A 22,792-nucleotide genomic window follows, 5' to 3' on the forward strand; every position below is an offset into this window, starting at 1 on the left:
GCATCACCTTTTGGGAAGCGAAGTGGGGGAAGGGATTCAGCGGGCGGCGAGGGCGTTGCGCGGATGGGTGCGCACGTCGCCGCGGCGGCGCGGATCGCGGGCCGGCACGGGCCGGCGCTGCGGGGACAGGCCGGCCCGGAACAGCCCGTGCAGGACGAGCGCCCGGACGTCCTCGTCCGGGGGCTGCGGGTCGTGGTGTGCCCCGGCGATCGCCCGCAGGCAGGGCACGGCCGGGCCGCCCAGCGCGCCCAGCAGCTCCTCCCGGTGCAGCTGGGCGGGGTCGTGGTCGAGTGCGGTCAGGACGCCGCCGACGAGCGCGATGCGGTGCTGTTCGCCGCCGCACTCGACGATCCGGGTCCCATCCGGCGCCGGTGCGGGGCGCGGCGGATGGCCCGGGGCCAGGGCCTCGGCGACGAGCGGGTGCAGGGCGTCGGGGTCGAGCAGGCCGGCGTCGAGCAGTTCGGCGTCGGGGGCCGGCCAGGTCGCCGCGTGGGGCAGGACCGGCGCGGCGCCGTCACGCCCGCGGGCGGGCCGGGTCGTGCCCGACTCCACGTCGAGCAGGAGGCGGCGGCCGCCGCGCTGACGTATCAGTACACCCGGGGCCCGCCGCCCGTCGGCCCGCAGCAGGATCGCCGCCTCGGCCGCCCAGTCGGGCCGCGCCCGTATCCGCAGCTCGCCGGCCCGCCGGGCGTCCCACAGGTGCCGGTGCAGGTCGAGCCGGAAATGCCGGTCGGGGTGCGGTGGCCCGCCGTCCCACAGCGCGAGGCCGATCCGCTGCCCGGCGTCGGCCCAGGCCGGCGGCGTGCGTGCCACCAGGCACGGCCCGTCGTCGTAGCGGGCCAGGGCGACGGTCAGGCCGGGGCGCAGCCGGCCGTCCGGCGCGATCCGCGGCAGGTGCCAGCGCAGCAGGTCCGGGGCCAGATGTCGCAGGTCCGCCCGGATTCGGGCGGCGAGATCGGGGCCGCGTTGCCGCGCCAGGAGCCGGAGGTTGAGGTCCACGTCGACGCGAGCGGCCGCGCACGCGCCGGCCCAGTCGCCGGCCAGGCGCCGGGCGGTGGACGTTTCGATCATCGGCGGCGGGACGGCGAAATCACGCACCCGCAGCCAGAACTGAAGCCGGGAAAGCCCGTTCGCAAGTTCGGAGCGCATCAGCACTCACCTATTGCGGACGGAACCCCCGATCTGCGCTCGATGTTCAGCATCCCGATCAGCGTACAACGCCCCGGCCGGGCCGCGCGAGGGGCGACCCGGCCGGGAATCGATCGTCAGCGGTACGAGCCGACCTCAGTCGTCGCCGCCGATGGTCAGGGTCGGCTCGCCGCCGGCGCAGGTGACCTGGGCGCGCACCGAGCCGCCGCCCGAGCGGGCCTTGAACCGCAGCGACACCACCGAGGCCGGGCCCCGCTGCACGTGGTCGGCCTCGTAGCCGGAGACGGGCATCCAGGACATGAGCGTCGCCTCGCCGGCCGAGCACGACACCACCATGCTCCCGCCGCCGGTGGACAGGGCCCGGGTGACGGCGGAGGGGGCGACCGGGGACGCAACCGGGGCCGGGGACGACGAGGTGGCCGGGGGCGCGGAGGAGAGCTTGGCCTCGACGTCCGCCTCGGTCAGCGGGGGGTCCGACGGGCCGAACAGGCCGCGCTGCAGGGCGCCCACCGCGCCCAGCGACGCCGCCGTGGCCAGGGCCGCCGCCGTGAGCCAGGCGGCGATCGCGATCGGCCAGCGCATCCTCATGCCACCAGTCTGCGCGGTCGATGGATAAGAAGCGGTTAACCTCGCGATATGGCGAAGGTGCTGATCGTGGAGGACGACGCGACGATCCGCACCGGGATCGTGCGGGCGCTGACCGGGCGCGGGCATGTCGTCGTGCCGGCCGGGACCGCGCTCGACGGGCTCAAGCTGGTCGTGGCCGAGCCGCCCGACGTGGTGCTGCTCGATCTCGGGCTGCCCGACCTCGACGGGCGGGAGGCGCTGCGGATGCTGCGGGCGGTCAGTCAGGTGCCCGTGATCGTCGTCACGGCCCGGCGCACCGAGGGGGAGATGGTCCGGGCGCTGGACGCCGGTGCCGACGACTACGTCGTCAAGCCTTACGGGGCCGAGCAGATCGACGCCCGGATCCGGGCGGTGCTGCGCCGTTCGGCGCCGGTGGAGCGGGTGCGGGACCCGGCGGTGGAGGCCGACGGGGTGCGGGTCGACCCGCGGGCGCGCACGGCGACGCTCGACGGGGCGGCGCTGGAGCTCACGCCGCGGGAGTTCGACCTGCTGCACTACCTGGTCGCGCGGGCCGGGGAGGTGGTCTCGAAGCGGCAACTGCTGACCGAGGTGTGGCAGGTGCCGTACGCGGCCGCCGACAAGACCGTCGACGTCCATCTTTCCTGGCTGCGGCGCAAGCTCGGGGAGACCGCGCAGGAGCCGCGGCGCATCCACACCGTGCGCCGGGTCGGGGTGCGCTTCGGGCCGCTGCCGTGAGACGCCGGCTGGCACTGCTGGTCAGCGCGGCGATGGCCCTGGTGCTGGTCGCGTTCCTGGTGCCGCTGGCGCTGCTGCTGCGGGCCGCCGCCGAGGACCGGGCCGTGGCCGCGGCGACCGCGCGGGCGCAGGCGCTCGGTGCGCTGGTCGCGACCGCCGACGCGCAGTCGCTGCGGCTCAGCGTCGAACAGGCCAATGTGGACGGTGCGCATCCGGTGTCGGTCTACCTTCCCGGCGGTACCGTCGTCGGCGCCCAGGTCGCGGCGAGCCCGGCGGTGCGCTTCGCGGCCCAGCACGGCAGCCTCAGCGTCGCCCACGCCGACGGCCGGGAGGTCGTCATCGCCGTGCAGGGGCTGCCCGGCGGCACCGCCGTCGTGCGCTCGTTCGTGCCCGAGGCCGACCTGCGCCGGGGCGTGGCCCGCTCCTGGCTGGTGCTCGCCGTCGTCGGCGCCGGCCTGCTGCTGCTCGGCCTCGCCGTCGCCGACCGGCTCGCGGTCGCCGTCGTGCGCCCGATCCGCAGTCTCGCCGCGGTCTCCGAGGGGCTCTCCGGCGGCGACCTGGACCGGCGCGCCCCGGCCGGGGACGGCCCGCCCGAGGTGCGCGCGGTCGCGGCCGCGCTCAACCGGCTCGCCGCCCGGATCCGCGACCTGCTGCGCCAGGAGCGCGAGGCCGCCGCCGACCTGTCGCACCGCATGCGCACCCCGATGACCGCGCTGCGCCTGGACGCCGAGGGGCTCGCCGACCCGGCCGAGGCGGCCCGGATGCTCGGGCACGTCGACGCGCTCGACCGCGCGCTCACCGCCGTCATCGAGGACGCCCGGCGCGAGCGCGGCGCGCCCGCCTGCGACGCCGCGGCCGTCGTCGCCGAGCGGGTCGCGTTCTGGGCGGTGCTCGCCGAGGACCAGGGCCGGGCCGCGCGCGACGAGCTCGAGGCCGGGCCGCTGCCGGTGCCGGTGGCCGCCGCCGACCTCGCCGCGGCCGTCGACGCGTTGCTGGGCAACGTCTTCGCGCAGACCGAGGAGGGGATCGGCTTCGCGGTGACGCTGCGCGCCGAGCCGGGGCGCACGCTGCTGGTCGTCGCGGACGAGGGGCCCGGCTTCGACCCGGCGGCGGGCGCCCGCGGGGTCAGCGGCGGCGGCTCGACCGGGCTCGGCCTGGACATCGCGCGCCGCACCGCGGAGTCCACCGGCGGCCGCCTCACCGTCGCGGGTTCCCGGGTGACCCTGGAGCTCTTAACCGATCCTTAGCCTCGCGCCAGGACCGCCTTGACGAAGCGCACGGGAGCGTTGGTCGCACAAGCCAAGACCAGGAAGGTGTACCTCCAATGCGCAGACTCCTCATCATCGGCGCCACGACCGTCGCGGCGATGGCGATCGGCGGCACGGCCCTCGCGGCCTCGGGCGGCTCGGGCTCGCGCGGTCCGGGGCGCCACGACGACCACCCGTCCCAGATCGTGGTCAGTCCGGGTGCTTCGCAGAGCCCAGTGGAAGACCACCCGTCCCGAGGGGTGGACGACAACCCGACCCCGCACGAGCGCGCGACGAGCGTCCCGGCGGGCACCCCGGCACCGACCCGGACCGTCGATGACCACGGCGGACTCCGCAACGACAACCACGGCGGCGGCGGTCACGGGGCCGACGACGGGCCGGGCGACGACCGTGGCGGCCACGGCCACGGGGGCGACGACCGCGGCGGCGACGATCATGGGGGTTCCGGCCGCCGGTAAGAGCTGCGATCATGTCGCCGTGCCCCTGCTCGACGACGACGCCCTCGCCGGATCGGCAGTGGTGGCGAACTCCGCGATGAACCGTGAGCGCCAGCTCGACGGGGTCGACAGCTACGAGCGCGAGCTCGGCTTCAACCCGGTCGAGGTGATCGCGGCCCTGCTGCGGGTCACCGGCGCGCCGGACACGGTCGCCTGGCTCGACCTGTGCTGCGGCTCCGGCCGCGCGCTGATCCAGGCGGCCGCGCGCCTCGACGAGCAGGGCGTGGCCGGACGGGTCCTGGTCGAGGGTGTCGACCTCGTCGACGCCTTCGACCCGGCCCCTGACGTGCCGTGGCTGCGCCTGACCGCCGCGCCGGTGCTGACCTGGGCGCCGCACCGGCGCTACGACCTCATCACCAGCGTCCACGGCCTGCACTACGTGGGCGACAAGCTCGGCCTGCTGGCCCGCGCGGCGGGCTGGCTCACCGACGGCGGGCGGCTGGTCGCCGACCTGGACCTCGCCTCGGTGCGGCTGGCGGACGGTGTCCCCGCGGGCCGTCGCCTCGCCGCGGACCTGCGCGAGGCCGGCTTCAGCTACGACGGGCGCCGCCGCCGCATCGGCCGCGACGACCGCGGCGACGTGGACCTGCCCTACGACTACCTGGGCGCCGACGACCGGGCCGGCCCGAACTACACGGGCCAGGACGCGGTGCACTCCCACTATCGGCGCAGGAACGCCAAGGCGGCATAGCCGAGTTGCTCGGCATAGGACTCCCCGCTCACCTTGCCGGCCAGCTCCAGGCTCACCAGGCCGTGCGCGAGCGCCCACAGATGCAGCGCGATCGGCTCCGGGTCGGTGCCGTCGAAGACGCCGTCGGCCTGGCAGCGGGCCACCGCATCGACCAGCGGCCGGTAGGTGGCCTCGGCCGCCTCCGTGTGCCCGAAGCCGCCGGTGAACATCAGGCCGTACAGGTGCGGGCTGGCCAGCGCCGCCTCCCGGTAGGCGAGGCCGAGCGCCGCCAGGTCCGCCAGCGGCTCGTCCGTGCGCGGCACGGCCGCGAGCGCCAGCCCCAGGCGCCGGAACCCCTCGCGGTGCATCGCGTCGAGCAGCCCCTGCTTGTCGCCGAAGAGGGTGTACACCGGCATCGTCGACACCCCCGCGGCCGCCGCGACCTTGCGCAGTGACAGCCCGCCGGGCCCATCGCAGACCAGGATCGCGGCTGCCGCGTCGACCAGCCGCGCGGTCAGTTCGGTGTTGACGACCGCCACGACCAGGACTATAACAGTGTTATGAGCGATAACGTTGTTATTCCGCTCCATGCCGCGGCCGCGACGATCTCGCTGCTGCTCGGCGCCTACAACCTGCTGCGCCGCGCCCGCGGCGACCGCGCGCACCGGCTCGCCGGCCGGGTCTGGGTCGCGGCCATGTACTGCACGATCCTGAGCTCATTCGCCATCCGCGCCCTGAACCCGGGGCACTTCAGCTGGATTCACGGCCTGTCGGTGTTCACGTTCGTGACGCTGAGCATCGGGCTGTGGGCGGCGGTGACCGGCCGCGTGCGGACCCACCGCCGGTTCATGACCGGCTCGTATCTCGGCCTGCTCGGCGCGTTCGCCGGTGCCGTCGTGGTGCCGCAGCGCGACATTCCACAGTGGATCGTCCACCGCCCCGGCGGGCTGACCCTGGGCGCGCTGGGCTGCGTGGCGGTCGCTGGGCTCGTGGTGCTGGCGGCGCGCCGCGGGGCCGCGCCCTATGACCAGGCGAGCCCCGAGCGGGTGCGCCAGTAGTCGTCCGGCGCCTCGGCGTCGGGCACCGGCCCCGCCTCGGTGCGAAGTGCCCGCAGGTTGCTCGCGAGCTGGGCGAGTGTCGCGGCACCGGACAGTACGACATCGGCGAAGGGCTGGTCGAGCACGGCCGCGAGGGCCTGCGCGTCGCGGCCCGCCAGGCGGCCGTTGGCCATGGCCTCCTTGACGATGACGCGCCGCCCGTCCGCGTGCGCCTCGGCGAGCGCGGGCCCGGCCGAGCGCTCCAGCAGGTTCCAGGTCGCCTGCACCGTGCGGAACAGCGGCTCGCCGTCCACCTCGACGCGCAGCGCCGCGCGGATCGCCTCGCCCTGGCGCGGCCCGCTGACCGACAGCCCGATCGTGACCCCCGTCGCGGCGAGCTCCGCGAGGCCGTGGTGCAGCTCCCGGTCGGTGAGCGCCGGGCTGTCGGGGGTGACGGAGTGGATCTGGTACAGGTCCAGGCGCCCGCCCAGCAGCGCCCGCGACTGCGCGAGCTGCCGCGCGAACGTGGCGGGGGAGTGGTCCTTGGCCTCGTGGACGGCCGCGTCGACCCGCCAGCCGGCGGTGTACGTGTATCCCCACTTCGACCCGACGACCACGTCCTGGTGCCCGTCGAGCCAGCCGGCGACGAACTCCTCGGCCCGGCCGTAGGAGCGCGCCACGTCCACGTAGCGAACCCCGGCCGCGTAGGCGGCGTCGAGCAGTTCGTGGCTGCGGCGGCGCAGCGCGGCGATCGAGCGGTCGGCGGGCAGGTCGTGGTCGCGGCCGAGGTTGATGTATCCGGGTCGGCCCACGGCGGCGAGCCCGAGCCCGATCCGGTGCACGGGCACCGTCAGGTCGAGGCGCTCGAAGCTCATCAGGCGGGCTGCAGGTGCTCGGCGAGGATGGACAGGTGCGTCCGGCGCGCGGCCGTGTGCCGGGTCAGCCCCTCCTCGGTGAGGTTGACGAACACCCCGCGCCGGTCGGCCTCGCACAGCGCGCGGGCGACCAGGCCGTGCTTCTCCAGCCGGGCCACCGCGCGGGACAGGGCGCTCTGGCTCAGATACATGTCCGCGGCGAGGTCCTGCATGCGGCGCTTCTCACAATCCTGCGCCACGAGACGATCGAGGATCTCGAACTCGCTCAGCGTCAGCCCGTGCCGCTCCGACAGCGCCCGCTCCAGGTGCCCCGCGATCTCGTTGTAGCTGGTCAGCAGCGACCGCCAGCGCTCGACCAGGACTCCGTCGGACCTCATGGGCGGCATCCTACTCCCCACCACATCAGGATGCACTTGCATTAAATGCTCGAAGATTTAGTGCATGGACATTGAATGCACGCGCATTTAGTGTCACGACCCGTGACTATGACACTCACCAAGGCGCCACGGGCGGCAGAGCAGGTCTGGACACCACGGCTCTGGGGTGTGCTGGCAGTGCTGTGTGCCGTGCTGTTCCTGGACGGCCTGGACGTCTCCATGGTCGGCGTGGCGCTGCCGTCGATCGGCTCCGAGCTCGGTCTGTCCACCACCTCCCTGCAGTGGATCGTCAACGGCTACGTCCTGGGCTACGGCGGGCTGCTGCTGCTCGGCGGCCGCACCGCCGACCTGCTCGGCCGCCGCCGCGTCTTCCTGATCGCCCTGGCGGTCTTCGCGGTCGCGAGCCTGATCGGCGGCCTGGTCGACGACGGAACGCTGCTGATCGCCACCCGGTTCGTGAAGGGCCTGGCCGCCGCGTTCACCGCACCCACGGCGTTGTCCATCCTCACCACCACCTTCCACGAGGGCCCGGCCCGCAACCGCGCGCTGTCGGTCTTCTCGGTCTTCGGCGCCAGCGGCTACTCCTCCGGACTGATCCTCGGCGGCCTGCTGACCAGCGTCGGCTGGCGCTGGACGTTCCTCATCCCCGTCCCGCTCGCGGTCGCCGCGCTCGCCGCCGGCATCGCCCTGATCCCGCGCGACCGCCCGGCGGCCGAAGGAGGCCACGACATTGCCGGCGCCGCGACGCTCGTCGGCGGCATGCTGCTCACGGTGTACACCGTGGTGTCCGCCCCGGACCGCGGCTGGCTCCACCCGCTGACCCTGGCGATGGCCTTCGCCGCCGTGGCGCTCCTGGCCGCCTTCGTCGCCGTCGAGCGCCGCGTGGCCCACCCGCTGGTCCGGCTCGGCATCCTGCGCATCGGCTCGATCGTGCGGGCGAACCTGGGCATGATGGCCCTGTTCGGCTCCTACCTGAGCTTCCAGTTCATGATGACGCTGTACCTGCAGGACGTCCTGCACTGGTCGCCGCTGCGCATGGCCCTGGCGCTGCTGCCGGCGGGCCTGCTGGTCGCGTTCGGCTCGCCGTTCGTGGGGCGGCTCATCACGCGGTTCGGCACCGCGCCGCTCATCACCGGGTCCATGCTCTCGCTGGTCCTCGGCTACGGCTGGTTCCTGCTCACGGCGGGCAACGCCCCGCACTACGCGGTCACCACCCTGCCGACGATGCTGCTACTGGGAGGGGGCTTCGCGTTCGGCTTCAGCTCCATCATGGCCCAGGCCACCGACGGCATCGCCGACGAGGAGCAGGGCCTGGCCTCGGGCCTGGTCCAAACCTCGGGCCAGGTCGGCGCGGCCCTGGTCCTGGCGGTCGTGACGGCCCTCGTCGCCGCGGCGAGCCCGGCCGCGAGGCTCGACTTCACCCAGTTCCAGCCGGGCGTCGACCTGGTCACCGGGGTGGCCGTGGCGGGCCTGCTGCTGAGCCTGGTCCCGCTGCTGTCCCGCAAGGCCTGACTCCAGTCGTCCGAGCGACCGGCCACCCGGAACGGGGCCGGTCGCTCGTACGGCGCGCCGCGGGGCCCGCTGGGGCGGTCGGGGCCTGCCCTCACCGACCCGCTGGCCTGACCGCCCTTGACACCGCGGCCCGCGCGGCTCGACCTGGCCCGGGCCCGCCCGATGCTGGCGCCGGCCGAGTTGTGCGGCGTCGCCGCCGCGTGGCGGCCCGGTCACGGCATGCCGATCGGGTTGGCGGGAGCCGGCGTTCTGCTCGTGGCCCAGTGCCGGAGGAGCTGACCGGGTGCGGTAGGAGTTTCAGGCGTGCACGTACGGGGTGGTCGTGGCCAGGCGGGTGAAGCCCAGGCGCCGCAGGATCGGGCGGCTGTCGTCGCTCGCGTCGACCTGCAGGTAGCGGTAGCCGGCCGCGGCGGCCTGGGCGGCGCGGTACGCGACCACCGCGCGGAAGACGCCCCGGCCCCGCCAGTCCGCCGCGGTTCCGCCGCCCCACAGGCCGGCGAACTCGGTGCCGGGGTGCAACTCCAGGCGGCCGGCGCAGATCGGGCGGTCGCCGGCCATGGCGACGACCGCCTTCACCTCGTCGGGGCGGGCCAGCACGGCGCGGCCGACGGCCGAGTGGTCGCCGCCGAAGACCTCGTCGTGGACCCGGACCAGCAGCTCGGCGCCCTCGGGGCCGGTGACCGGCTCCAGGCGCACGCCCGCCGGGAGCTCGGGGCGCCGGGGCAGGGCGGCGACCTCCGCCACCAGCAGCGACTCGGGCGGACCGGGCTCGAAGCCGGCGGCCAGGAGGCGGGCGGCGAGGTCGGGCGGGGCGTCGTGCGAGTACAGCTTCCATTCCCAGGGCATTCCCGCCACTGCGAACCGGCGGACCTGGGCCGCGATGACCGCGTCGGCGTCCAGGCCGTCGAGGCCGGACCAGGTGATGCCGGTCCAGCCGTCGTCCCCGGCGACGACCCGCACGACGCCGGGCTCGCGCTCGACCACGGCGCCGGGGCCCTCCTGCGGCCGCTGCCGGACGTCCCGGTCGAAGCGGGCGAGGATCTCATTGACGTCCATGGACTCACCCGACACCCGGTCGCCGCGGCTCGCAACCGAATTCCGCGACCACGGCGATCGGCCCGCGGATGTGCGCGTTGAACTCGTCGAGCTCCCCGGCCGGCACCCACAGCTCGTCGACGCCGGCGCCACCGGCCCGCCGGCTCGGGTATCGCCGGGCGAACGCCGTGTCGACCCGGAACTCGGTCACGTAGCCGCGCCCGCTCGCCGGGACGTTCCAGTCGCGGGCGATCCGCTCGGCGTAGGCGCGGTTGAGCACCGGGTAGAAGATCGGCTGGTCCGCGAGCCGGGGCGGGAACGCGCCCCAGCCGGACGCCTCGATCAGGTTCAGCTCGCCGGGGCCGACGGGGCGCCACAGCAGCGTCGCGCCCCCGGGCTCCTCGACCCGCCCGGCGCAGGCGGCCGCCAGCAGCGCTGCGACTCGCGGATCCCCATGGTGTACGGCCGCGGAGTCGGCGAACGCCACGAACTCCACGTCGCCGGCCAGCCAGCGCCAGGTCGCCTCGGGGGCGCGCTCGGCCACGTCGAGCAGGGCGGCCTCGTCCAGCGGGTAGGCGGCCGTGCCGCCGGGGTGCCCGACGGCCGCGGCGAGCAACTCCCCGGCCCGGTCGCCGTCCAGCCGTAGCACCTTGACCTCGTCGCCCCGCCCCAGCCCGTACAGCATGGGCAGCATCATCCCAGCAGTACGTCAACCGGTACCGCCGCAACGCCAAGGTCTGCAACGCTCTGGCGGTTCAGGAGCGGGCCCGGCGGTGGCGCATGATCAGCGCGCCCGCGCAGGCGAGGACCACGACGCCGAAGCCGGCGCCGAGCAACGGGTTCACGGCGGACAGGGTTACGTTGAGTACCGCGGCGATCGCGAGGGCGGTCCACAGCAGGACGGTGGTGCGGCGTTCGTTCGACATCACGTGCTCCTTCGTCAATCGGTGTCGTCTTCGACGCTATGACGCCGGCCCGGGGCGGTCGATGGCGTGCGCTGCACGGGGCGGGTACAGCAGGCTGTACTTTCGGCGCATGGCTCTACCGCGATGGCACGCGTCCGCGCGGACCCGTATCGCGCTCGACGCGCTGGAGCGGCTCGTCGGCGGGCTCGGCACGGGCATCCTCGCGCTCGTCGCGCTGCTGACCGTGGTGGTGACGATGGCCGCCTGCCTGATCGGCGTCGGGCTGCTCATCGCGCCGTTCGCGCTGCGGCTGCTGCGGGTCGTCGCCGACCGGGAGCGCGACCGGCTGTCCCGGACCGGGCCGGAGATCCTCGGCCACCTGCCCGCGCCGACCCGGGTGCGCGACGCGGTCACCGATCCGGCCGTGCGGCGCGAGGTCGCCTGGGCGGCGGTGCACGGCAGCGCCGGGCTGTTCCTGGGCATCCTCGCGATCTCGCTGCCCGTCAACGTGCTGCGCGACGGGACGTTCGCGCTGTGGTGGCGGCTGCTGCCCGAGTCGGGTGCGACGTCGTCGATCGGCTTTCCCGTAGTACACGATCAAACCGGCGCCCTCGTCGTCTCCGCCCTCGGCCTGGTCTGGCTGGCCCTGGTCTTCTTCGCCACGCCCTGTCTCGCGCGGCTGCAGGAATGGCCGGGGCGGCGGCTGCTCGCGCCCGCGCCCGGCACCGACCTGATGCTGCGGGTCGCCGAGCTGACCGCGACCCGCGCCGCCGCCCTCGACGCCCACGCCACCGAGCTGCGCCGCATCGAGCGCGCCCTGCACGACGGCACCCAGAACCGGATCGTCGCCGTCAACGTGCTGCTCGGCGCCGCACGGCGGGCCGTGGCGCGCGACCCGGCGACCGCCGACGAGATCCTGGAGCGGGCGCAGGGCGCGGCCGAGGCGGCCCTGGCCGACCTGCGCGCCGTCGTGCGCACCATCCTGCCGCCGGTGCTCACCGACCGCAGCCTCCCGGACGCGCTGCGCTCGCTCGCCGCCACCTGCCCGACCCCGGTCGCCGTCGACGCCGAACTGCCGGTGCGCTGCGCCGCGTCGGTCGAGGCGACCGCGTACTTCGTCGCCGCCGAGGCGCTGACCAACGTCGCCAAGCACAGCGGCGCCGAGCATGCCGAGCTGCGACTGCGGCGTGTCGATGGACGTCTTGAACTGACCGTGACCGACGACGGCCGCGGCGGCGCCGACGCGGGCGGCGGCTCCGGCCTGGCCGGCATCCGTCAGCGCGCCGAGGCCCACGACGGAACCGTTGACCTGACCAGCCCGCCGGGCGGTCCGACCATCCTGAAGGTGAGCCTGCCGTGCGGATCGTGATCGCCGAGGACGACGCCCTGCTGCGCGAGGGCCTCGCGCTGCTGCTGCGCGCCGAGTCCCTCGACGTCGTGGCCACCACCGACAACCCCACGACGTTCCTCGCCGCCGTCGACGAGCACGGCCCGGACGTGGCCATCGTCGACGTGCGCATGCCCCCGACCCACACGGACGAGGGCATCGTGGCCGCCGTCGAGGCCCGCCGCCGCCGGCCGGAGCTCGCGGTCCTCGTCCTTTCGGCGTACGTCGAGCAGGCCTTCGCCACCGACCTGCTGGCGGCCGGCGGCGCCCGCCTGGGCTACCTGCTCAAGGAGCGCGTCGGCCGCGTCGAGGAGTTCCTGGCCGCCCTGCACCGCGTCGCCGGCGGCGGCACCGCGATCGACCCGGACGTGGTCGCCCAACTGCTGAGCCGCAGCCGCCCGGACGCGCGCCTGGAGCGCCTGAGCGCCCGCGAGCGCGAGGTCCTGGCCCTGATGGCCGAGGGCCTGGGCAACACAGCGATAGCCGAGCGCCTCTTCGTCACCGAGGGCGCCGTCCACAAGCACATCCGCAGCATCTTCGCCAAGCTCGAACTGGCACCCGACGACCGCACCGATCGCCGGGTCGCCGCCGTTCTGCACTACCTTGAGGCCTCCTGAAGCTGTCGTACCTCGTGGGCGGCGCGGGTCTTCAGCCCGAGGCGCCCGCGCGTCGCCGCGATCAGGATCAGGGCCACGGCGGTCGAGCCGATCAGCGTGGCGTGCGGAGTGTCGCGGACCGGGTTGAGCGTCGGGAAGACCTCGCTCCAGATCAGCGAGTACGTCGTGTTGATCCCGGCGTGCAGCACCATCACGACCGGCAGGCTCTCGCCGGTGCGGTTGAACACCCACGTCATCACCAGGCTCAGCGGGACGCAGCAGGCGACGAACTCGATCGGCGAGACCCACCACACGTCGGGCCAGCCGCCCCATTCGGTGAGGAACAGCGGCAGGTGCCAGCAGCCCCACAGCACACCGAGGACAACGGTCCCGGCCAGGGCGCCGAAGCGGCTCTGCAGGCGGGGCAGCGCGAAGTCCCGCCACCCGGGCTCCTCGGCCATGGCCGTGGTGACGATCTGCATCAGCAGCACGGGAACGTACGCCACGACGATCGCCGCCGACGGCCGCGCGATGTGCCCCCAGGCGCCCGGCAGCGCGCACGTCGCGAGCAGGATTCCGGCGGGAACGGCGAGGAGCACCAGCGCGTACCACTTCCAGCCGACCCGCCACCGGATGAGCCGCCGCGACCAGCGCCGCAGCCCCTCCCGCCCCTCCGTGAGGACGGTGACGACGAACGCGGCGGTCAACGGCCCCAGGTAGGCCCCCGGCAGCAACCCGACCAGCTGCGTGCTGCCCAGCAGCGACGGAATCCGCAGCGGCACGAGCCCGAGCCCGCTCTGGGACAGCACGTACGGCACCCAGGCCAGCCAGCTCACCCCGAAGGCGAGCACGAAGAACGTGGCAACGGGAAATCGTTGCACAAGGCGGCGCATGACATCCTCCACAAGGGACGGTGAACGTATGCCCCGAGCACACCAGCCCCATCGGTGAAGGTCACTCCCAGCAGCTGCCGGACGCCGGTACAGCAGGCTGTACTGCTCGCGCCTTCGGCGCGGGCGGGGGTTCCCACCCCGCACCCCCCATGCCCGCTTCGCGGGCACCGGCCGCGCTGCGCTGCCGGATCACCGGGTCCGCAGCCGCGCAAGAGCATTCGATCCCGAGGCTGGACGAGCCACCGTCGTGGCGGCCGCGCGGACCCGCGTCGCGTCCGCCGCCCCCCGGGCGCCCGCCGCGACGGCAAGCAGCTACAGCGGTCTCCTCGTCGCCGAGCAGCGGGCCGGCCCAGTCGATCTCCGCGCAGCAGGATGAACGTCGACCGCAAAGGAACTGCCGTCCGCGCGAACGTGGCCGTCGCGACGGTCGAGCCGCCCCCGGCTCCCATTCCATCAGTCGCGGACGATCTCGGTGTGCGCCCCGCGGATTACGCGGGTTGGGGTATGACGCCTACCGGGGATTGCGGTGTCGTCAGCGCGCGGACGGCGTCGGTCAGCACGAGACGACGATGCTCCCGGGACGTGGCGGCGATCCGGCTTTCGAGCTCCGGGAACCCGGCCGCCCAGAGAAACGACAGGTGCAGCACGAGGGTGAGCAGGTCGACCGGGCGGCGCGCGGCGGGAAGCATGCCGTCGGCCTGGGCTTGGCCGATGCGGATCAGCTCGTCGTCGATGGTCGCGGCGAGTGCGCCGTTGTGCGGGTGTGGCGCGGGCCGCTCCAGGCGATACCAGATGGCGAGCCGAGCGATGCGCGGGTCGGTTTCATAGCGGTCGAACAGTCGGCCGGCATAGGCGGCCAGGTCGCGGACGTCGATCGGCACCTCGGCGGCGACACGGCGGACGACGTCGTCCAGCACCGCGTCGAAGAGGCGCTCCTTGCTGCCGAAGTAGTGGTAGATCTGCGCCTTGTTGCTGCCCGCGGCGGCCGCGATCCGATCGACCCGACCGCCGGCGATGCCGTGCGCGGCGAACTCGTCGGCCGCCGCAGCGAGCAATCGCCTCCGGGTTGCCTGCGCGTCTCTGGCCATAGCGCCCAGCGTAATCGACTAACCGGATAGATGACAGGCGCGCCGGCCTGGCTGGCGGGGAACCAGGAACCGCCATCTCCACGCGTGCCCACCGACGCGTGCAACTAACCAGATAGTTGACTGGAGTCAGTGTCTATCGCTATCTTCTAACTAACCGGTCAGATGAAACCGGGTGGCAGCAACTGTGAGGAGCGATCCCATGCAAATCAGCCACGCCGCAGCGCACCGCGATGTCGCGTCGAGGCGTCCCCGAGTCGGCGTCGTGCTCGGCGGCGGCGGCGAGACCGGCATAGCCTGGCAGGCCGGGGTGCTCGCCGCCCTCGGTGAGCGGGCCGGGCTCACGCCGGCGACGGTCGACGTGGTCGTCGGCACGTCGGCCGGGGCGTTCTCCGGGCTGTATTTCAGCGCCGGGCTCGACTTGCAGGACCTGGTCGAGCGGGAGCGGCGTGGTGAGGTGGCGACCGCGCCGCTGCCGGCCGGCGGCGGGATGACCGCGATCCCGCCCGAGATCATCGCGGCGCTGAATTCCACCGAGGGAACCATCGAGGAGCGCGGGCGGCGGGTCGGCGCGCTGGCACTGCAGACGCCCTTGTCGATCTCCACCGCCGACTTCGTCGCGTACGTGGCGACGATGCTGCCCGGCCCCAGTTGGCCGGCGGTCGACTTTCGTCCGACGTCGGTGAATGCGGCGACGGGGCGGACGGTGTTGTGGCGGCGAACCGACGAGGTGCCACTGGCTGCGGCGGTGGCATCCTCGGCCGCCGTCCCCGGCTTCCTGCCGGTGGTCGAGATCAACGGCGAGCACTACACCGACGCGCCCCGGACCTCCTTCTCGGCCGGCCTGGTCGCTGAGCTGCAGCTCGACGCGATCGTCTACATCGGGATGCCGACGCCGAGCCTGTCGAACACGGTCGAGGAAGACGCCCTCGACCGGCTCGAAGCCGACGGGCTGCAGGTCGTGCGGATCACCGGCGGTGAGGGCTCGGAGGAGCTGATCCGCGAGGCACTCGACCCGAAGCTGCGTCCGCACGCGGTTGAGCTCGGTCTACGTGACGGTGCGGCCGCCGCGTCCGCCGTGGCCGCGTTCCGCGCCGTCTAGCCGGCCGGCTCAAGTCCAGGTTCCGGCCTCGCCGGGGCGCTCCCCAAACCGCACCACCCTGCCGTCCCATCGCTCACATGCCACATTCCCACCCTGGAGTTGATCATGAGAACGGTCTCGTCACGTCCGGCGTCGCACTGGACGCCCGAGCAGATTCCCGACCTGTCCGGCCGTACTGCGTTCATCACGGGAGGGAACAGTGGCATCGGGCTGGAGACCGCCCGCGTGCTGGTCCGTCACGGCGCAACGGTTATCCTGGCCGGCCGCGACCAGCGCAAGCTGGACGAGGCCGCCGACGCGCTGCGCGTCGAGTGGCCGGGCGCGGCCGTCGAGACCACGGTGCTGGACCTGGGATCGCTGGCGTCGGTGTCGGCGGCGGCCGCCGGGCTGGCCGGGACCAGGCCGGTCGACCTGCTGGTCAACAACGCCGGGGTGATGAACATCCCCGAGCGGCGCACCACCACCGACGGGTTCGAGCTCACGTTCGGCACCAACCATCTCGGGCACTTCGCCCTTACGGCCGGGCTGCTGCCCGCGTTGCTGCGCGCGCCGGCCGCGCGGATCGTCACGGTCAGCGCGGTCGCGGCGACGTGGCGGGTCGGCCGGCTGGACGACCTGATGAGCGAGCGCCGGTACGGCCCGATGCGTGCGTACGCGAAGTCGAAGCGGGCCAACGTCGTGTTCACCGCCGAGCTGGCCCGACGGCTGGCCGGGACAAGCATCACCCCGGTCGTGGTGCACCCCGGTTCGGCCATGACGAATCTCCAGCAGCACAACCAGGGCCCGCTCACCCGGGCGGTCATCGGCATCACCCGGCACATCGCCATGGGCTCGCCGCAGGGCGCGGCCTGGCCGTCGCTGTTCGCGGCGACCAGCCCCGATGTGGTCAGCGGCGGCTTCTACGGGCCGGCGGGCCGGGACCAGACCTCGGGTACCCCGAAGCGCCTCAACCTGCCCGCCGGGGCCGGCGACCCGGCCGAGGGCGCCCGGCTGTGGTCCGAGAGCGAGCGGCTCACCGGCGTCCACTTGCAGCCCTGACGCCGATCCGACCTCGGGTTCTTCCGATCCGCAGCTGAAAGGAGCACGAACATGATCGACCCGCTCAAGCCGTTCGCCGGGAAGGTCGCGCTGGTGACCGGCGCCGGGACGGGCATCGGGCTGGCCACCGCCGAGCAGCTCGCCCGGGAGGGTGCCGCGGTCATCCTCGTCGGACGGCGGCCCGCTCCGCTGGAGGAGGCAGCCGACAGCATCCGCGCCACCGGCGGCATCGCGTATCCCTTCCCGGCCGACGTGAGCGACCAGGGCCAGGTGGCCGCCGCGGTCGACTTCGCCGTCCGCCGTGGCGGGGCGCTGCACCTCGCGGTCAACAACGCCGGGGTGTCCGGCGGCGCCAGCCGCCTGGTCGACCTGGACGTCGACGCCTACCGGCAGGTCATGGGCGTCAATCTGGACGCGGTCTTCTACGGCCTGAAGTACCAGATCCCCGCGATCATCGCCGCCGGTGGCGGCGCGATCGTCAACGTCTCCAGCGTCGACGCCGACCGCGGCCACGTCGGCTACGCCGCCTACACCGCCACCAAGCACGCCGTGCGCGGCCTGACCCGCGCTGCCGCGCTGGAACACGCGACTACCGGCGTGCGGATCAACGAGCTGCAGCCGGGCGTGATCGCGACCCCGCTGTCGCGTACCGACCCGCAGGCCACAGCGTCGGCTGAGGCGAAGGTGCCGATGGGCCGCTCCGGGCAGCCCAGCGAGACCGCGGAGGCCATCTGCTTCCTGCTGTCGGACCGGGCCTCGTACATCACCGGCACCTTCTTCCGCGTCGACGGCGGGTTTCTGGCCTGAACCGCGTGAACCACCCGCCCCACCTCCGAACAGCCCATCCCAGCGCCGGTGGCGGCGCGACGCCGCCGCCACCGCGACCGGCCCTGGCCGCGGAAAGGACGCGCCATGACCCTCCTCGCCCTCCGCCCGACGGCGGCCGAGGCCAGAACCCCGCGCCGCGACGCCGCGATCCTGGCCGCAATGCTCACCGCAACGTTCCTGACCGTCATCAGCGCCACCCTCACCACGGTGGCCGGCCCGGCGCTCAGCCGCGACCTCGGCGTCCCCGGCACCACCGTGCAGTGGCTGACCACCGGCTACATGCTCGCCATGGCCGCGGTCATCCCGGCCACGCCGGTGCTGACCCGCCGCTTCCGGCTCCGCCCGCTGTACCTGACGGCCATGACGGTCTTCCTCGCCGGCACCGTGCTGGCCGCCACCGCCCCCGGCTTCACCGTGCTGCTGGCGGGACGGATGACCCAGGCCGCCGGTGGCGCGGTCATCACCCCGCTGCTGCTCACCGTCGTCGCCGTGCTCGTCCCGCCGCAGCGGCGCGGCCGGACGATGGGCCTGATCACGCTCGTGATGGCCGGTGCACCCGCGCTCGCTCCGGTCCTGGCCGGGCTCGTCGTCGACTGCCTCGGCTGGCGGGCCCTGTTCTGGCTCACCCTGTCCGCCGCCGCCGCGGCCCTTGCCCTGGGACTGGCCACCGTGCGGGACATCACCACCACCGGACCGGTCCGCTTCGACCTGCGCTCCGCATTCCTGGCCGCCGCCGGACTCAGCGGGATCGTCCTCGGCGTGGCCGGCGGCTGCGGCCCGCTGGCCACGATCGCCGCACTCACCGGCGGTGGCGCGGCTCTTGTCGGGTTTGTCGCCCGGCAACGCCGGCTCGGCCCGCTGGCCCTGGTCAACCTCCACCCGTTCCGCGTGCCGCAGTTCACCGGCGCCGTCGGCATGCTCGCCGTAACCATGGTCGGCCTGGCGGGGTCCCTCCTGCTACTACCGATCGACCTGCAGCACATCCACGGCCACAGCGCCGGCCAGACCGGTCTTCTCCTGCTGCCTGGCGGCCTCGTCACCGGCATCCTCGCCCCGCTCGTCGGGCGACTCTACGACCGGCACGGCCCAGCAGCGGTCCTGCCCACCGGCGCCCTCGGCCTCGCCGCAGCATTGTGGACCCTCGCCCTCCTCGGCCCGCACACCAATACCGGCTGGACGATCGCCGCGCACCTACTGCTCAGCGCCAGCATCGCGTTTCTGACCACCCCCCTGTTCACGCTCGGACTCAACGCCACCGCACCCGACCAGGCGGCCGATGCCGGTGCGGTGCTCAACACCGTCCAGCAGATCGCCAGTGCAGCCGGCGGTGGCCTCCTCGTCGCGATCGGCAGCGGCAGCGTCCAGGCCGGATTCCGCACCGCGGCCGTGCTGTCTCTGGCCGGCATCGTGCTGGCGGCCTGCCTCGCCAGATCCACCACCGGGTCCAGCGTCAGCCGCGGCCGCCCGACCGGCTCCCGAGCCAATACCAGCCGCCGGCCCCCGACCCTTTGACCGGATACGCCAGTCGCACGCTCAAGGAGACATCATGACCGACACGACCGGAGCCCGTGTGCGTGAGCCCGCCGCGGACGAGACCGACGGGAACGAGATCGTTGTGCGCCGCTTCCTGGACCAGGTGATCAATGGCGGCCACCTCGATCTGGTCGCCGACCTGTGGGCGGCGGACCTGGCCTGGCACGGCGGCAGCCTCGGCGACGTCTACGGCATCGACGCCTATCGGCAGATGCTGGGCGCTGACGCCGGCGCCGCGTTCACCGGCATGCACCTCACCATCCATGAGGTGATCAGCCACGGCGACAAGGTCGTCGTCCGGTTCACCAACAGCGGCACCCACACCGGCACCTTCCGCGGCCACCCCGCAACCGGCAGACACGCCGAATGGCTCGGCATCGGCATCTACACCGTGCGGGACGGCCGGATCAGCGAAGCCTGGTTCGCCGAGGACATCCTCGGCATGCTGCAACAGCTGGGCGCGGTCGACCAGCCCGGCTGAGCCCGGCGGGTACGCCACCGAAGCCGCGTCGCGGCCCGCATCGCCCGGTTTCAGCTCGGTTCGGGATCGGCGGCCGGATCGGGCCGCAGCATTGCCTCGACCGACTCGACCAGCACCCGGCGGCGGTGACCGCGAGTCGTGCGCACGAACTGTGCCTGCAGCTCCGGGAAGACAAACGCCCAGAGGAACGTCATGTGCAGGACCAGATTGAGCAGATCCGCCGGACGGTACCGGGAGGCCAGCAGACCGGCCCGCTGCGCCCGGCGGATCTGGGTGAGCTCGTCGGCGATCGTCTCGGACAGCACCTCCAGCTGCCGCGGATCACCCACCCGCTCCAGCCGGTACCACGTCGCCAGCCGCGCGATCCGCGGGTCGTCCTCGTAGACGTCGAACAGCCGCCCGGCGTAGCCGGGCAGGTCGTCGACCGTGATCGGCACCTTGCCCGCCGTGCGGCTGACGATGTCGTTCATCACCGCGTCGAACAGCCGGTCCTTGCTGCCGAAGTAGTGGTAGATCTGCGCCTTGTTGCTCTTCGCGGCGTCCGCGATCCGGTCGACCCGCGCACCCGCGATCCCGTACGCCGAGAACTCGTCCGCAGCCGCCTCGAGCAGCCGCTGCTGGGTCGCCTGCGCGTCTCGCATCATCCCCTGAGCCTAACCGACTAACCGGATAGATGAAAACCCGGCGAACGGTCCTGCCGCGCCCTTGAGCGCTCGCCCTTGACGTGTCGACTAACCAGATAGTTGACAAGCGAAACCTGCGCTGCTTCTATCTAACTAACCGGTCAGTCAGAAGTGTGGGTCAACCCGAAAGGACGTTCATGCCTACCCAATCCAGCTCTCGACTCGGTCGCCGACTCCTCGCCGTATCGGCCGTTGTCGCGACCGGCCTGCCGCTGCTGGCAGCGTGCGGATCGCCCAGTAGCACCGCCCAACCCGCCGGGCGTAGCGCCGCCGCGTCGCCCGCGTCGGCGCGCCCCCGGGTCGGGATCATCCTCGGCGGCGGCGGCGAGACCGGCATCGCCTGGCAGACCGGCGTGCTCGCCGCCCTGCGGGACAAGGCCGGGCTCACCCCCGACGTCGTGGACGTCGTCGTCGGCACCTCCGCCGGCGCGTTCGCCGGCGTGGCTTTCAGCTCCAAGGCTGACCTGCACCGGCTCGTCAGCAACGAGAAGACCGGCAGCGTCAAGTCCGCGCCGGTCACTCCCGGTGCCGGCGGCGCCATCCCGCCCGAGATGCTCGCCGCCCTCGGCTCCACTGAGGGCACCATCGAGGAGCGCGACAAGCGGATCGGCGCGCTGGCGATGAGCATGAAGCTGCCGATCTCCAGCGCCGACCTGGTCGGCTATGTCGCCACCATGCTGCCGGCCACCCAGTGGCCAGCCTTGGACTTCCGGGCCACGTCGGTCAACGCCGAGACCGGCAAGACCGTGCTGTGGAAGAGCGCGGACGGCGTCCCGCTGGCGGCCGCGGTCGCGTCCTCCGCGGCCGTGCCCGGTTTCCTGCCCACGGTGGAGATCAACGGCCAGCACTACACCGACGCGCCGCGTACCTCGTTCTCGGCCGCCTTGGTCGCCGAGAAGCACCTCGATGCGATCATCTACATCGGGATGCCGACGCCGAACCTGTCCAACACCGTCGAGGAGGATGCCCTCAAGCGGCTCGAAGCGGGCGGCCTGCGGGTCGTGCGGATCACCGGCGGTCCCGGCTCCGACGAGGTCATCAAGGGCGCTCTCGACCCGAAGGTCCGGCCCAAGGCCGTGGAACTCGGCCTGAGCGACGGCGCCGCCGCAGCCGACGGCGTCGGCAAGCTCCTGCGGCACTGACGGCACCGCAGCGGACCGGGCCGACCCGGTCCGCTGCGCGAGGTTCGCTGCCTCACCCCGGGCGCATCCCCGAGCGCGGCCGGCGCCCAGCCACCAGCTCGGTTGCAACAGGTGGCGGCACGGCGCCGCTGCGGCCACGACAGCTGGCTCCGGCAACCCCGATCCGCATCCGACAGGAGACAACGTCATGACCGATCCCCGTGCGGCGGCAGCACCGTCGCGCATCACCGTCTTCGGCGCCACCGGCCGCACCGGCCATGCGCTGCTCGAGCGCGCGGGCGAGGCTGGGCTCGCCGTCACCGCGCACGGGCGCAACCCTGGCCGGCTGAGCGGATCGCCCGCCGAGCGGATCGTCGGGGGCTCGATCCTCGACCCGGCCAGCGTGCACGACGCGCTCACCGGCGCCGACGCCGCCATCCTGGCCGTCGGGCTGGGACGTGACCGGCAGGCCCCGGTGTTCACCACCGGCACCACCATCACGATCGAGGCGATGCGCGCCCAGCACGTCCGGCGCCTGATCGTGCTGTCCGAAGCCGTCTACCCGCCGCACACCGCCGGGCTCGTACCGCGGATCACGGCCGCGGCATACCGCACCGTGGCCGCTGCGGCCATCCGGCAACGGCGGCTGCAGGACCGTCTGCTGGCCTCCAGCGGCCTGGACTGGACCGTCGTCCGGCCGGCCCGCGTCGTCGAGGCACCCGCTCGCGGCCTGCGCCCAAACCTCGACGTCCCGCCCCGCTCCCTCACCACCACGACGTATGCGGACCTGGCCCGGCTGATCCTGGACATCGTGGCCGAACCACGCACATTCGGGGGCAACCTTTACCCGTAACCGGCGCATCGACCCCAAGGCGTCGCCTGCGGTCGGTCACCGGTCGGCCAGGACGCGCGGCCCGGCATCGCCGCCGGGGGCCGTGGCGGCCCATCGATGCCGTGGCGAGTGCGGTTAGCTGCGGCCGGAGGTCATCAGGTTGATCGCGCCGCGAGGTCCGAGACTGCGCAGCATGGCCACGACATCCTCGACGAACCAGGAGTGGGCGATCTTGCCGTCGCGCAGGGTGTAGATGCCCACGCCGTTCCACACGCCGCGACGGCTGCGGAACGGCAGGACACCGAACAGCCGCCCGGCCCGCCGGCCGCTGTTGGTGAACTGCACAACCACCATGTCGCCCTGTTCGAAGACGTTGAGCACGTGCAGGTGCAGACCGACCCAGCGACTCGTGCCGGTGCCGGCGCCCATCATCGCCTTGTACGCCTCGATGCCGCGCCGCTCGCCGAGGCTGCCACCCTCCCAGACGAGCTCCGCATGGTCGATCAGGTCGAGATCGCCGCCGTTGACTCCCACCATGTTATCAACCAGTTGGTTAGAGATTTGT

General features: G+C 73.5%; 27 protein-coding genes. 15 read left to right on the forward strand and 12 right to left on the reverse strand.

Features of this window, described 5'->3' with window-relative positions:
* Window positions 1-36: 36 nt before the first annotated feature.
* Window positions 37-1,149, reverse strand: coding sequence for a hypothetical protein (locus ACQPY0_RS12565; protein ID WP_432988149.1), 1,113 nt, complete (start codon window positions 1,147-1,149; stop codon window positions 37-39).
* Between the two features lie 135 nt (window positions 1,150-1,284).
* Window positions 1,285-1,737 (reverse strand): hypothetical protein, encoded by a 453-nt coding sequence (locus ACQPY0_RS12570; protein ID WP_432988151.1) that lies wholly within the window; start codon window positions 1,735-1,737, stop codon window positions 1,285-1,287.
* Between the two features lie 48 nt (window positions 1,738-1,785).
* Between ACQPY0_RS12570 and ACQPY0_RS12575 the strand changes: the two genes are divergently transcribed.
* The 4 genes from ACQPY0_RS12575 (at window position 1,786) to ACQPY0_RS12590 (ending at window position 4,928) form a co-directional block, all read left to right on the forward strand.
* The gene (locus tag ACQPY0_RS12575) at window positions 1,786-2,472 is read left to right on the forward strand and encodes a response regulator transcription factor (RefSeq protein WP_432988153.1); all 687 of its coding nucleotides are present in this window, start codon (window positions 1,786-1,788) and stop codon (window positions 2,470-2,472) included.
* On the forward strand, window positions 2,469-3,719 hold the full coding sequence (locus ACQPY0_RS12580) for a HAMP domain-containing protein (protein WP_432988155.1): 1,251 nt from the start codon (window positions 2,469-2,471) through the stop codon (window positions 3,717-3,719). The genes ACQPY0_RS12575 and ACQPY0_RS12580 overlap by 4 nt, the downstream gene beginning before the upstream one ends.
* Window positions 3,720-3,796: 77 nt before the next feature.
* Window positions 3,797-4,198 carry a hypothetical protein gene (locus ACQPY0_RS12585; protein WP_432988157.1) on the forward strand — a complete coding sequence of 134 codons (402 nt, stop codon included), beginning with the start codon at window positions 3,797-3,799 and terminating at the stop codon, window positions 4,196-4,198.
* Window positions 4,199-4,217: 19 nt separating this feature from the next.
* Window positions 4,218-4,928, forward strand: coding sequence for a class I SAM-dependent methyltransferase (locus tag ACQPY0_RS12590; protein ID WP_432988161.1), 711 nt, complete (start codon window positions 4,218-4,220; stop codon window positions 4,926-4,928).
* Here ACQPY0_RS12590 and ACQPY0_RS12595 read toward each other — a convergent pair.
* Window positions 4,898-5,446: a TetR/AcrR family transcriptional regulator gene (locus ACQPY0_RS12595; RefSeq protein ID WP_432988163.1), complete on the reverse strand. Its 549-nt coding sequence runs from the start codon at window positions 5,444-5,446 to the stop codon at window positions 4,898-4,900. The genes ACQPY0_RS12590 and ACQPY0_RS12595 overlap by 31 nt on opposite strands.
* A 21-nt stretch (window positions 5,447-5,467) precedes the next feature.
* On the opposite strand from ACQPY0_RS12595, the gene ACQPY0_RS12600 reads away from it, so the two are divergent.
* Window positions 5,468-5,965, forward strand: coding sequence for a DUF2306 domain-containing protein (locus ACQPY0_RS12600; protein WP_432988165.1), 498 nt, complete (start codon window positions 5,468-5,470; stop codon window positions 5,963-5,965).
* On the opposite strand, the gene ACQPY0_RS12605 is transcribed toward ACQPY0_RS12600, so the two are convergent.
* The gene (locus tag ACQPY0_RS12605; RefSeq protein WP_432988167.1) at window positions 5,929-6,819 is read right to left on the reverse strand and encodes an aldo/keto reductase; all 891 of its coding nucleotides are present in this window, start codon (window positions 6,817-6,819) and stop codon (window positions 5,929-5,931) included. The genes ACQPY0_RS12600 and ACQPY0_RS12605 overlap by 37 nt on opposite strands.
* On the reverse strand, window positions 6,819-7,196 hold the full coding sequence (locus ACQPY0_RS12610; RefSeq protein ID WP_432988169.1) for a MarR family winged helix-turn-helix transcriptional regulator: 378 nt from the start codon (window positions 7,194-7,196) through the stop codon (window positions 6,819-6,821). The genes ACQPY0_RS12605 and ACQPY0_RS12610 overlap by 1 nt, the downstream gene beginning before the upstream one ends.
* A 108-nt stretch (window positions 7,197-7,304) precedes the next feature.
* On the opposite strand from ACQPY0_RS12610, the gene ACQPY0_RS12615 reads away from it, so the two are divergent.
* On the forward strand, window positions 7,305-8,708 hold the full coding sequence (locus ACQPY0_RS12615) for an MFS transporter (RefSeq protein ID WP_432995202.1): 1,404 nt from the start codon (window positions 7,305-7,307) through the stop codon (window positions 8,706-8,708).
* Window positions 8,709-9,005: 297 nt separating this feature from the next.
* On the opposite strand, the gene ACQPY0_RS12620 is transcribed toward ACQPY0_RS12615, so the two are convergent.
* The 3 genes from ACQPY0_RS12620 to ACQPY0_RS12630 all read right to left on the reverse strand — a co-directional run bounded on the left by ACQPY0_RS12620 (window position 9,006) and on the right by ACQPY0_RS12630 (window position 10,669).
* On the reverse strand, window positions 9,006-9,764 hold the full coding sequence (locus ACQPY0_RS12620) for a GNAT family N-acetyltransferase (protein WP_432988171.1): 759 nt from the start codon (window positions 9,762-9,764) through the stop codon (window positions 9,006-9,008).
* Between the two features lie 4 nt (window positions 9,765-9,768).
* Window positions 9,769-10,173 (reverse strand): ADP-ribosylation/crystallin J1, encoded by a 405-nt coding sequence (locus ACQPY0_RS12625; RefSeq protein WP_432995204.1) that lies wholly within the window; start codon window positions 10,171-10,173, stop codon window positions 9,769-9,771.
* 325 nt (window positions 10,174-10,498) lie between these two features.
* A complete protein-coding gene (locus tag ACQPY0_RS12630; protein ID WP_432988173.1) occupies window positions 10,499-10,669 on the reverse strand; it encodes a hypothetical protein in 171 nt (56 codons plus the stop codon).
* Window positions 10,670-10,778: 109 nt separating this feature from the next.
* Between ACQPY0_RS12630 and ACQPY0_RS12635 the strand changes: the two genes are divergently transcribed.
* Window positions 10,779-12,017 (forward strand): sensor histidine kinase, encoded by a 1,239-nt coding sequence (locus ACQPY0_RS12635; protein ID WP_432988175.1) that lies wholly within the window; start codon window positions 10,779-10,781, stop codon window positions 12,015-12,017.
* On the forward strand, window positions 12,005-12,652 hold the full coding sequence (locus ACQPY0_RS12640) for a response regulator (RefSeq protein ID WP_432988177.1): 648 nt from the start codon (window positions 12,005-12,007) through the stop codon (window positions 12,650-12,652). Before ACQPY0_RS12635 ends, ACQPY0_RS12640 begins: the two co-directional genes overlap by 13 nt.
* On the opposite strand, the gene ACQPY0_RS12645 is transcribed toward ACQPY0_RS12640, so the two are convergent.
* The gene (locus tag ACQPY0_RS12645; RefSeq protein ID WP_432988179.1) at window positions 12,634-13,524 is read right to left on the reverse strand and encodes a CPBP family intramembrane glutamic endopeptidase; all 891 of its coding nucleotides are present in this window, start codon (window positions 13,522-13,524) and stop codon (window positions 12,634-12,636) included. The two genes, ACQPY0_RS12640 and ACQPY0_RS12645, sit on opposite strands and share 19 nt — an antisense overlap.
* A 488-nt stretch (window positions 13,525-14,012) precedes the next feature.
* On the reverse strand, window positions 14,013-14,612 hold the full coding sequence (locus ACQPY0_RS12650) for a TetR family transcriptional regulator (RefSeq protein ID WP_432988181.1): 600 nt from the start codon (window positions 14,610-14,612) through the stop codon (window positions 14,013-14,015).
* A gap of 199 nt (window positions 14,613-14,811) precedes the next feature.
* Between ACQPY0_RS12650 and ACQPY0_RS12655 the strand changes: the two genes are divergently transcribed.
* The 5 genes from ACQPY0_RS12655 to ACQPY0_RS12675 all read left to right on the forward strand — a co-directional run bounded on the left by ACQPY0_RS12655 (window position 14,812) and on the right by ACQPY0_RS12675 (window position 19,591).
* Window positions 14,812-15,711 (forward strand): patatin-like phospholipase family protein, encoded by a 900-nt coding sequence (locus tag ACQPY0_RS12655; RefSeq protein WP_432988183.1) that lies wholly within the window; start codon window positions 14,812-14,814, stop codon window positions 15,709-15,711.
* A gap of 105 nt (window positions 15,712-15,816) precedes the next feature.
* The gene (locus tag ACQPY0_RS12660; RefSeq protein WP_432988186.1) at window positions 15,817-16,749 is read left to right on the forward strand and encodes an oxidoreductase; all 933 of its coding nucleotides are present in this window, start codon (window positions 15,817-15,819) and stop codon (window positions 16,747-16,749) included.
* 51 nt (window positions 16,750-16,800) lie between these two features.
* Entirely contained in the window at window positions 16,801-17,556 is a 756-nt protein-coding gene (locus ACQPY0_RS12665; protein WP_432988188.1) for an SDR family NAD(P)-dependent oxidoreductase, read from the forward strand.
* 105 nt (window positions 17,557-17,661) lie between these two features.
* Window positions 17,662-19,089: an MFS transporter gene (locus tag ACQPY0_RS12670; protein WP_432988190.1), complete on the forward strand. Its 1,428-nt coding sequence runs from the start codon at window positions 17,662-17,664 to the stop codon at window positions 19,087-19,089.
* A gap of 34 nt (window positions 19,090-19,123) precedes the next feature.
* Entirely contained in the window at window positions 19,124-19,591 is a 468-nt protein-coding gene (locus ACQPY0_RS12675; RefSeq protein ID WP_432988192.1) for an ester cyclase, read from the forward strand.
* A 50-nt stretch (window positions 19,592-19,641) separates the two neighbouring features.
* Here the strand turns inward: ACQPY0_RS12675 and ACQPY0_RS12680 are convergent, their stop codons facing one another.
* A complete protein-coding gene (locus tag ACQPY0_RS12680) occupies window positions 19,642-20,235 on the reverse strand; it encodes a TetR family transcriptional regulator (protein WP_432988194.1) in 594 nt (197 codons plus the stop codon).
* Between the two features lie 176 nt (window positions 20,236-20,411).
* Here ACQPY0_RS12680 and ACQPY0_RS12685 point away from each other — a divergent pair, with 176 nt between their 5' ends.
* Both ACQPY0_RS12685 and ACQPY0_RS12690 read left to right on the forward strand, forming a co-directional pair.
* A complete protein-coding gene (locus ACQPY0_RS12685) occupies window positions 20,412-21,416 on the forward strand; it encodes a patatin-like phospholipase family protein (RefSeq protein WP_432988196.1) in 1,005 nt (334 codons plus the stop codon).
* Window positions 21,417-21,603: 187 nt separating this feature from the next.
* Entirely contained in the window at window positions 21,604-22,248 is a 645-nt protein-coding gene (locus ACQPY0_RS12690) for an NAD(P)-dependent oxidoreductase (RefSeq protein ID WP_432988198.1), read from the forward strand.
* Window positions 22,249-22,362: 114 nt separating this feature from the next.
* Here the strand turns inward: ACQPY0_RS12690 and ACQPY0_RS12695 are convergent, their stop codons facing one another.
* Window positions 22,363-22,764 carry an ester cyclase gene (locus tag ACQPY0_RS12695; RefSeq protein WP_432988200.1) on the reverse strand — a complete coding sequence of 134 codons (402 nt, stop codon included), beginning with the start codon at window positions 22,762-22,764 and terminating at the stop codon, window positions 22,363-22,365.
* Between the last annotated feature and the right edge of the window lie 28 nt (window positions 22,765-22,792).

The organism is Dactylosporangium sp. CA-233914 (assembly GCF_050942935.1).
GTDB lineage: Bacteria > Actinomycetota > Actinomycetes > Mycobacteriales > Micromonosporaceae > Dactylosporangium.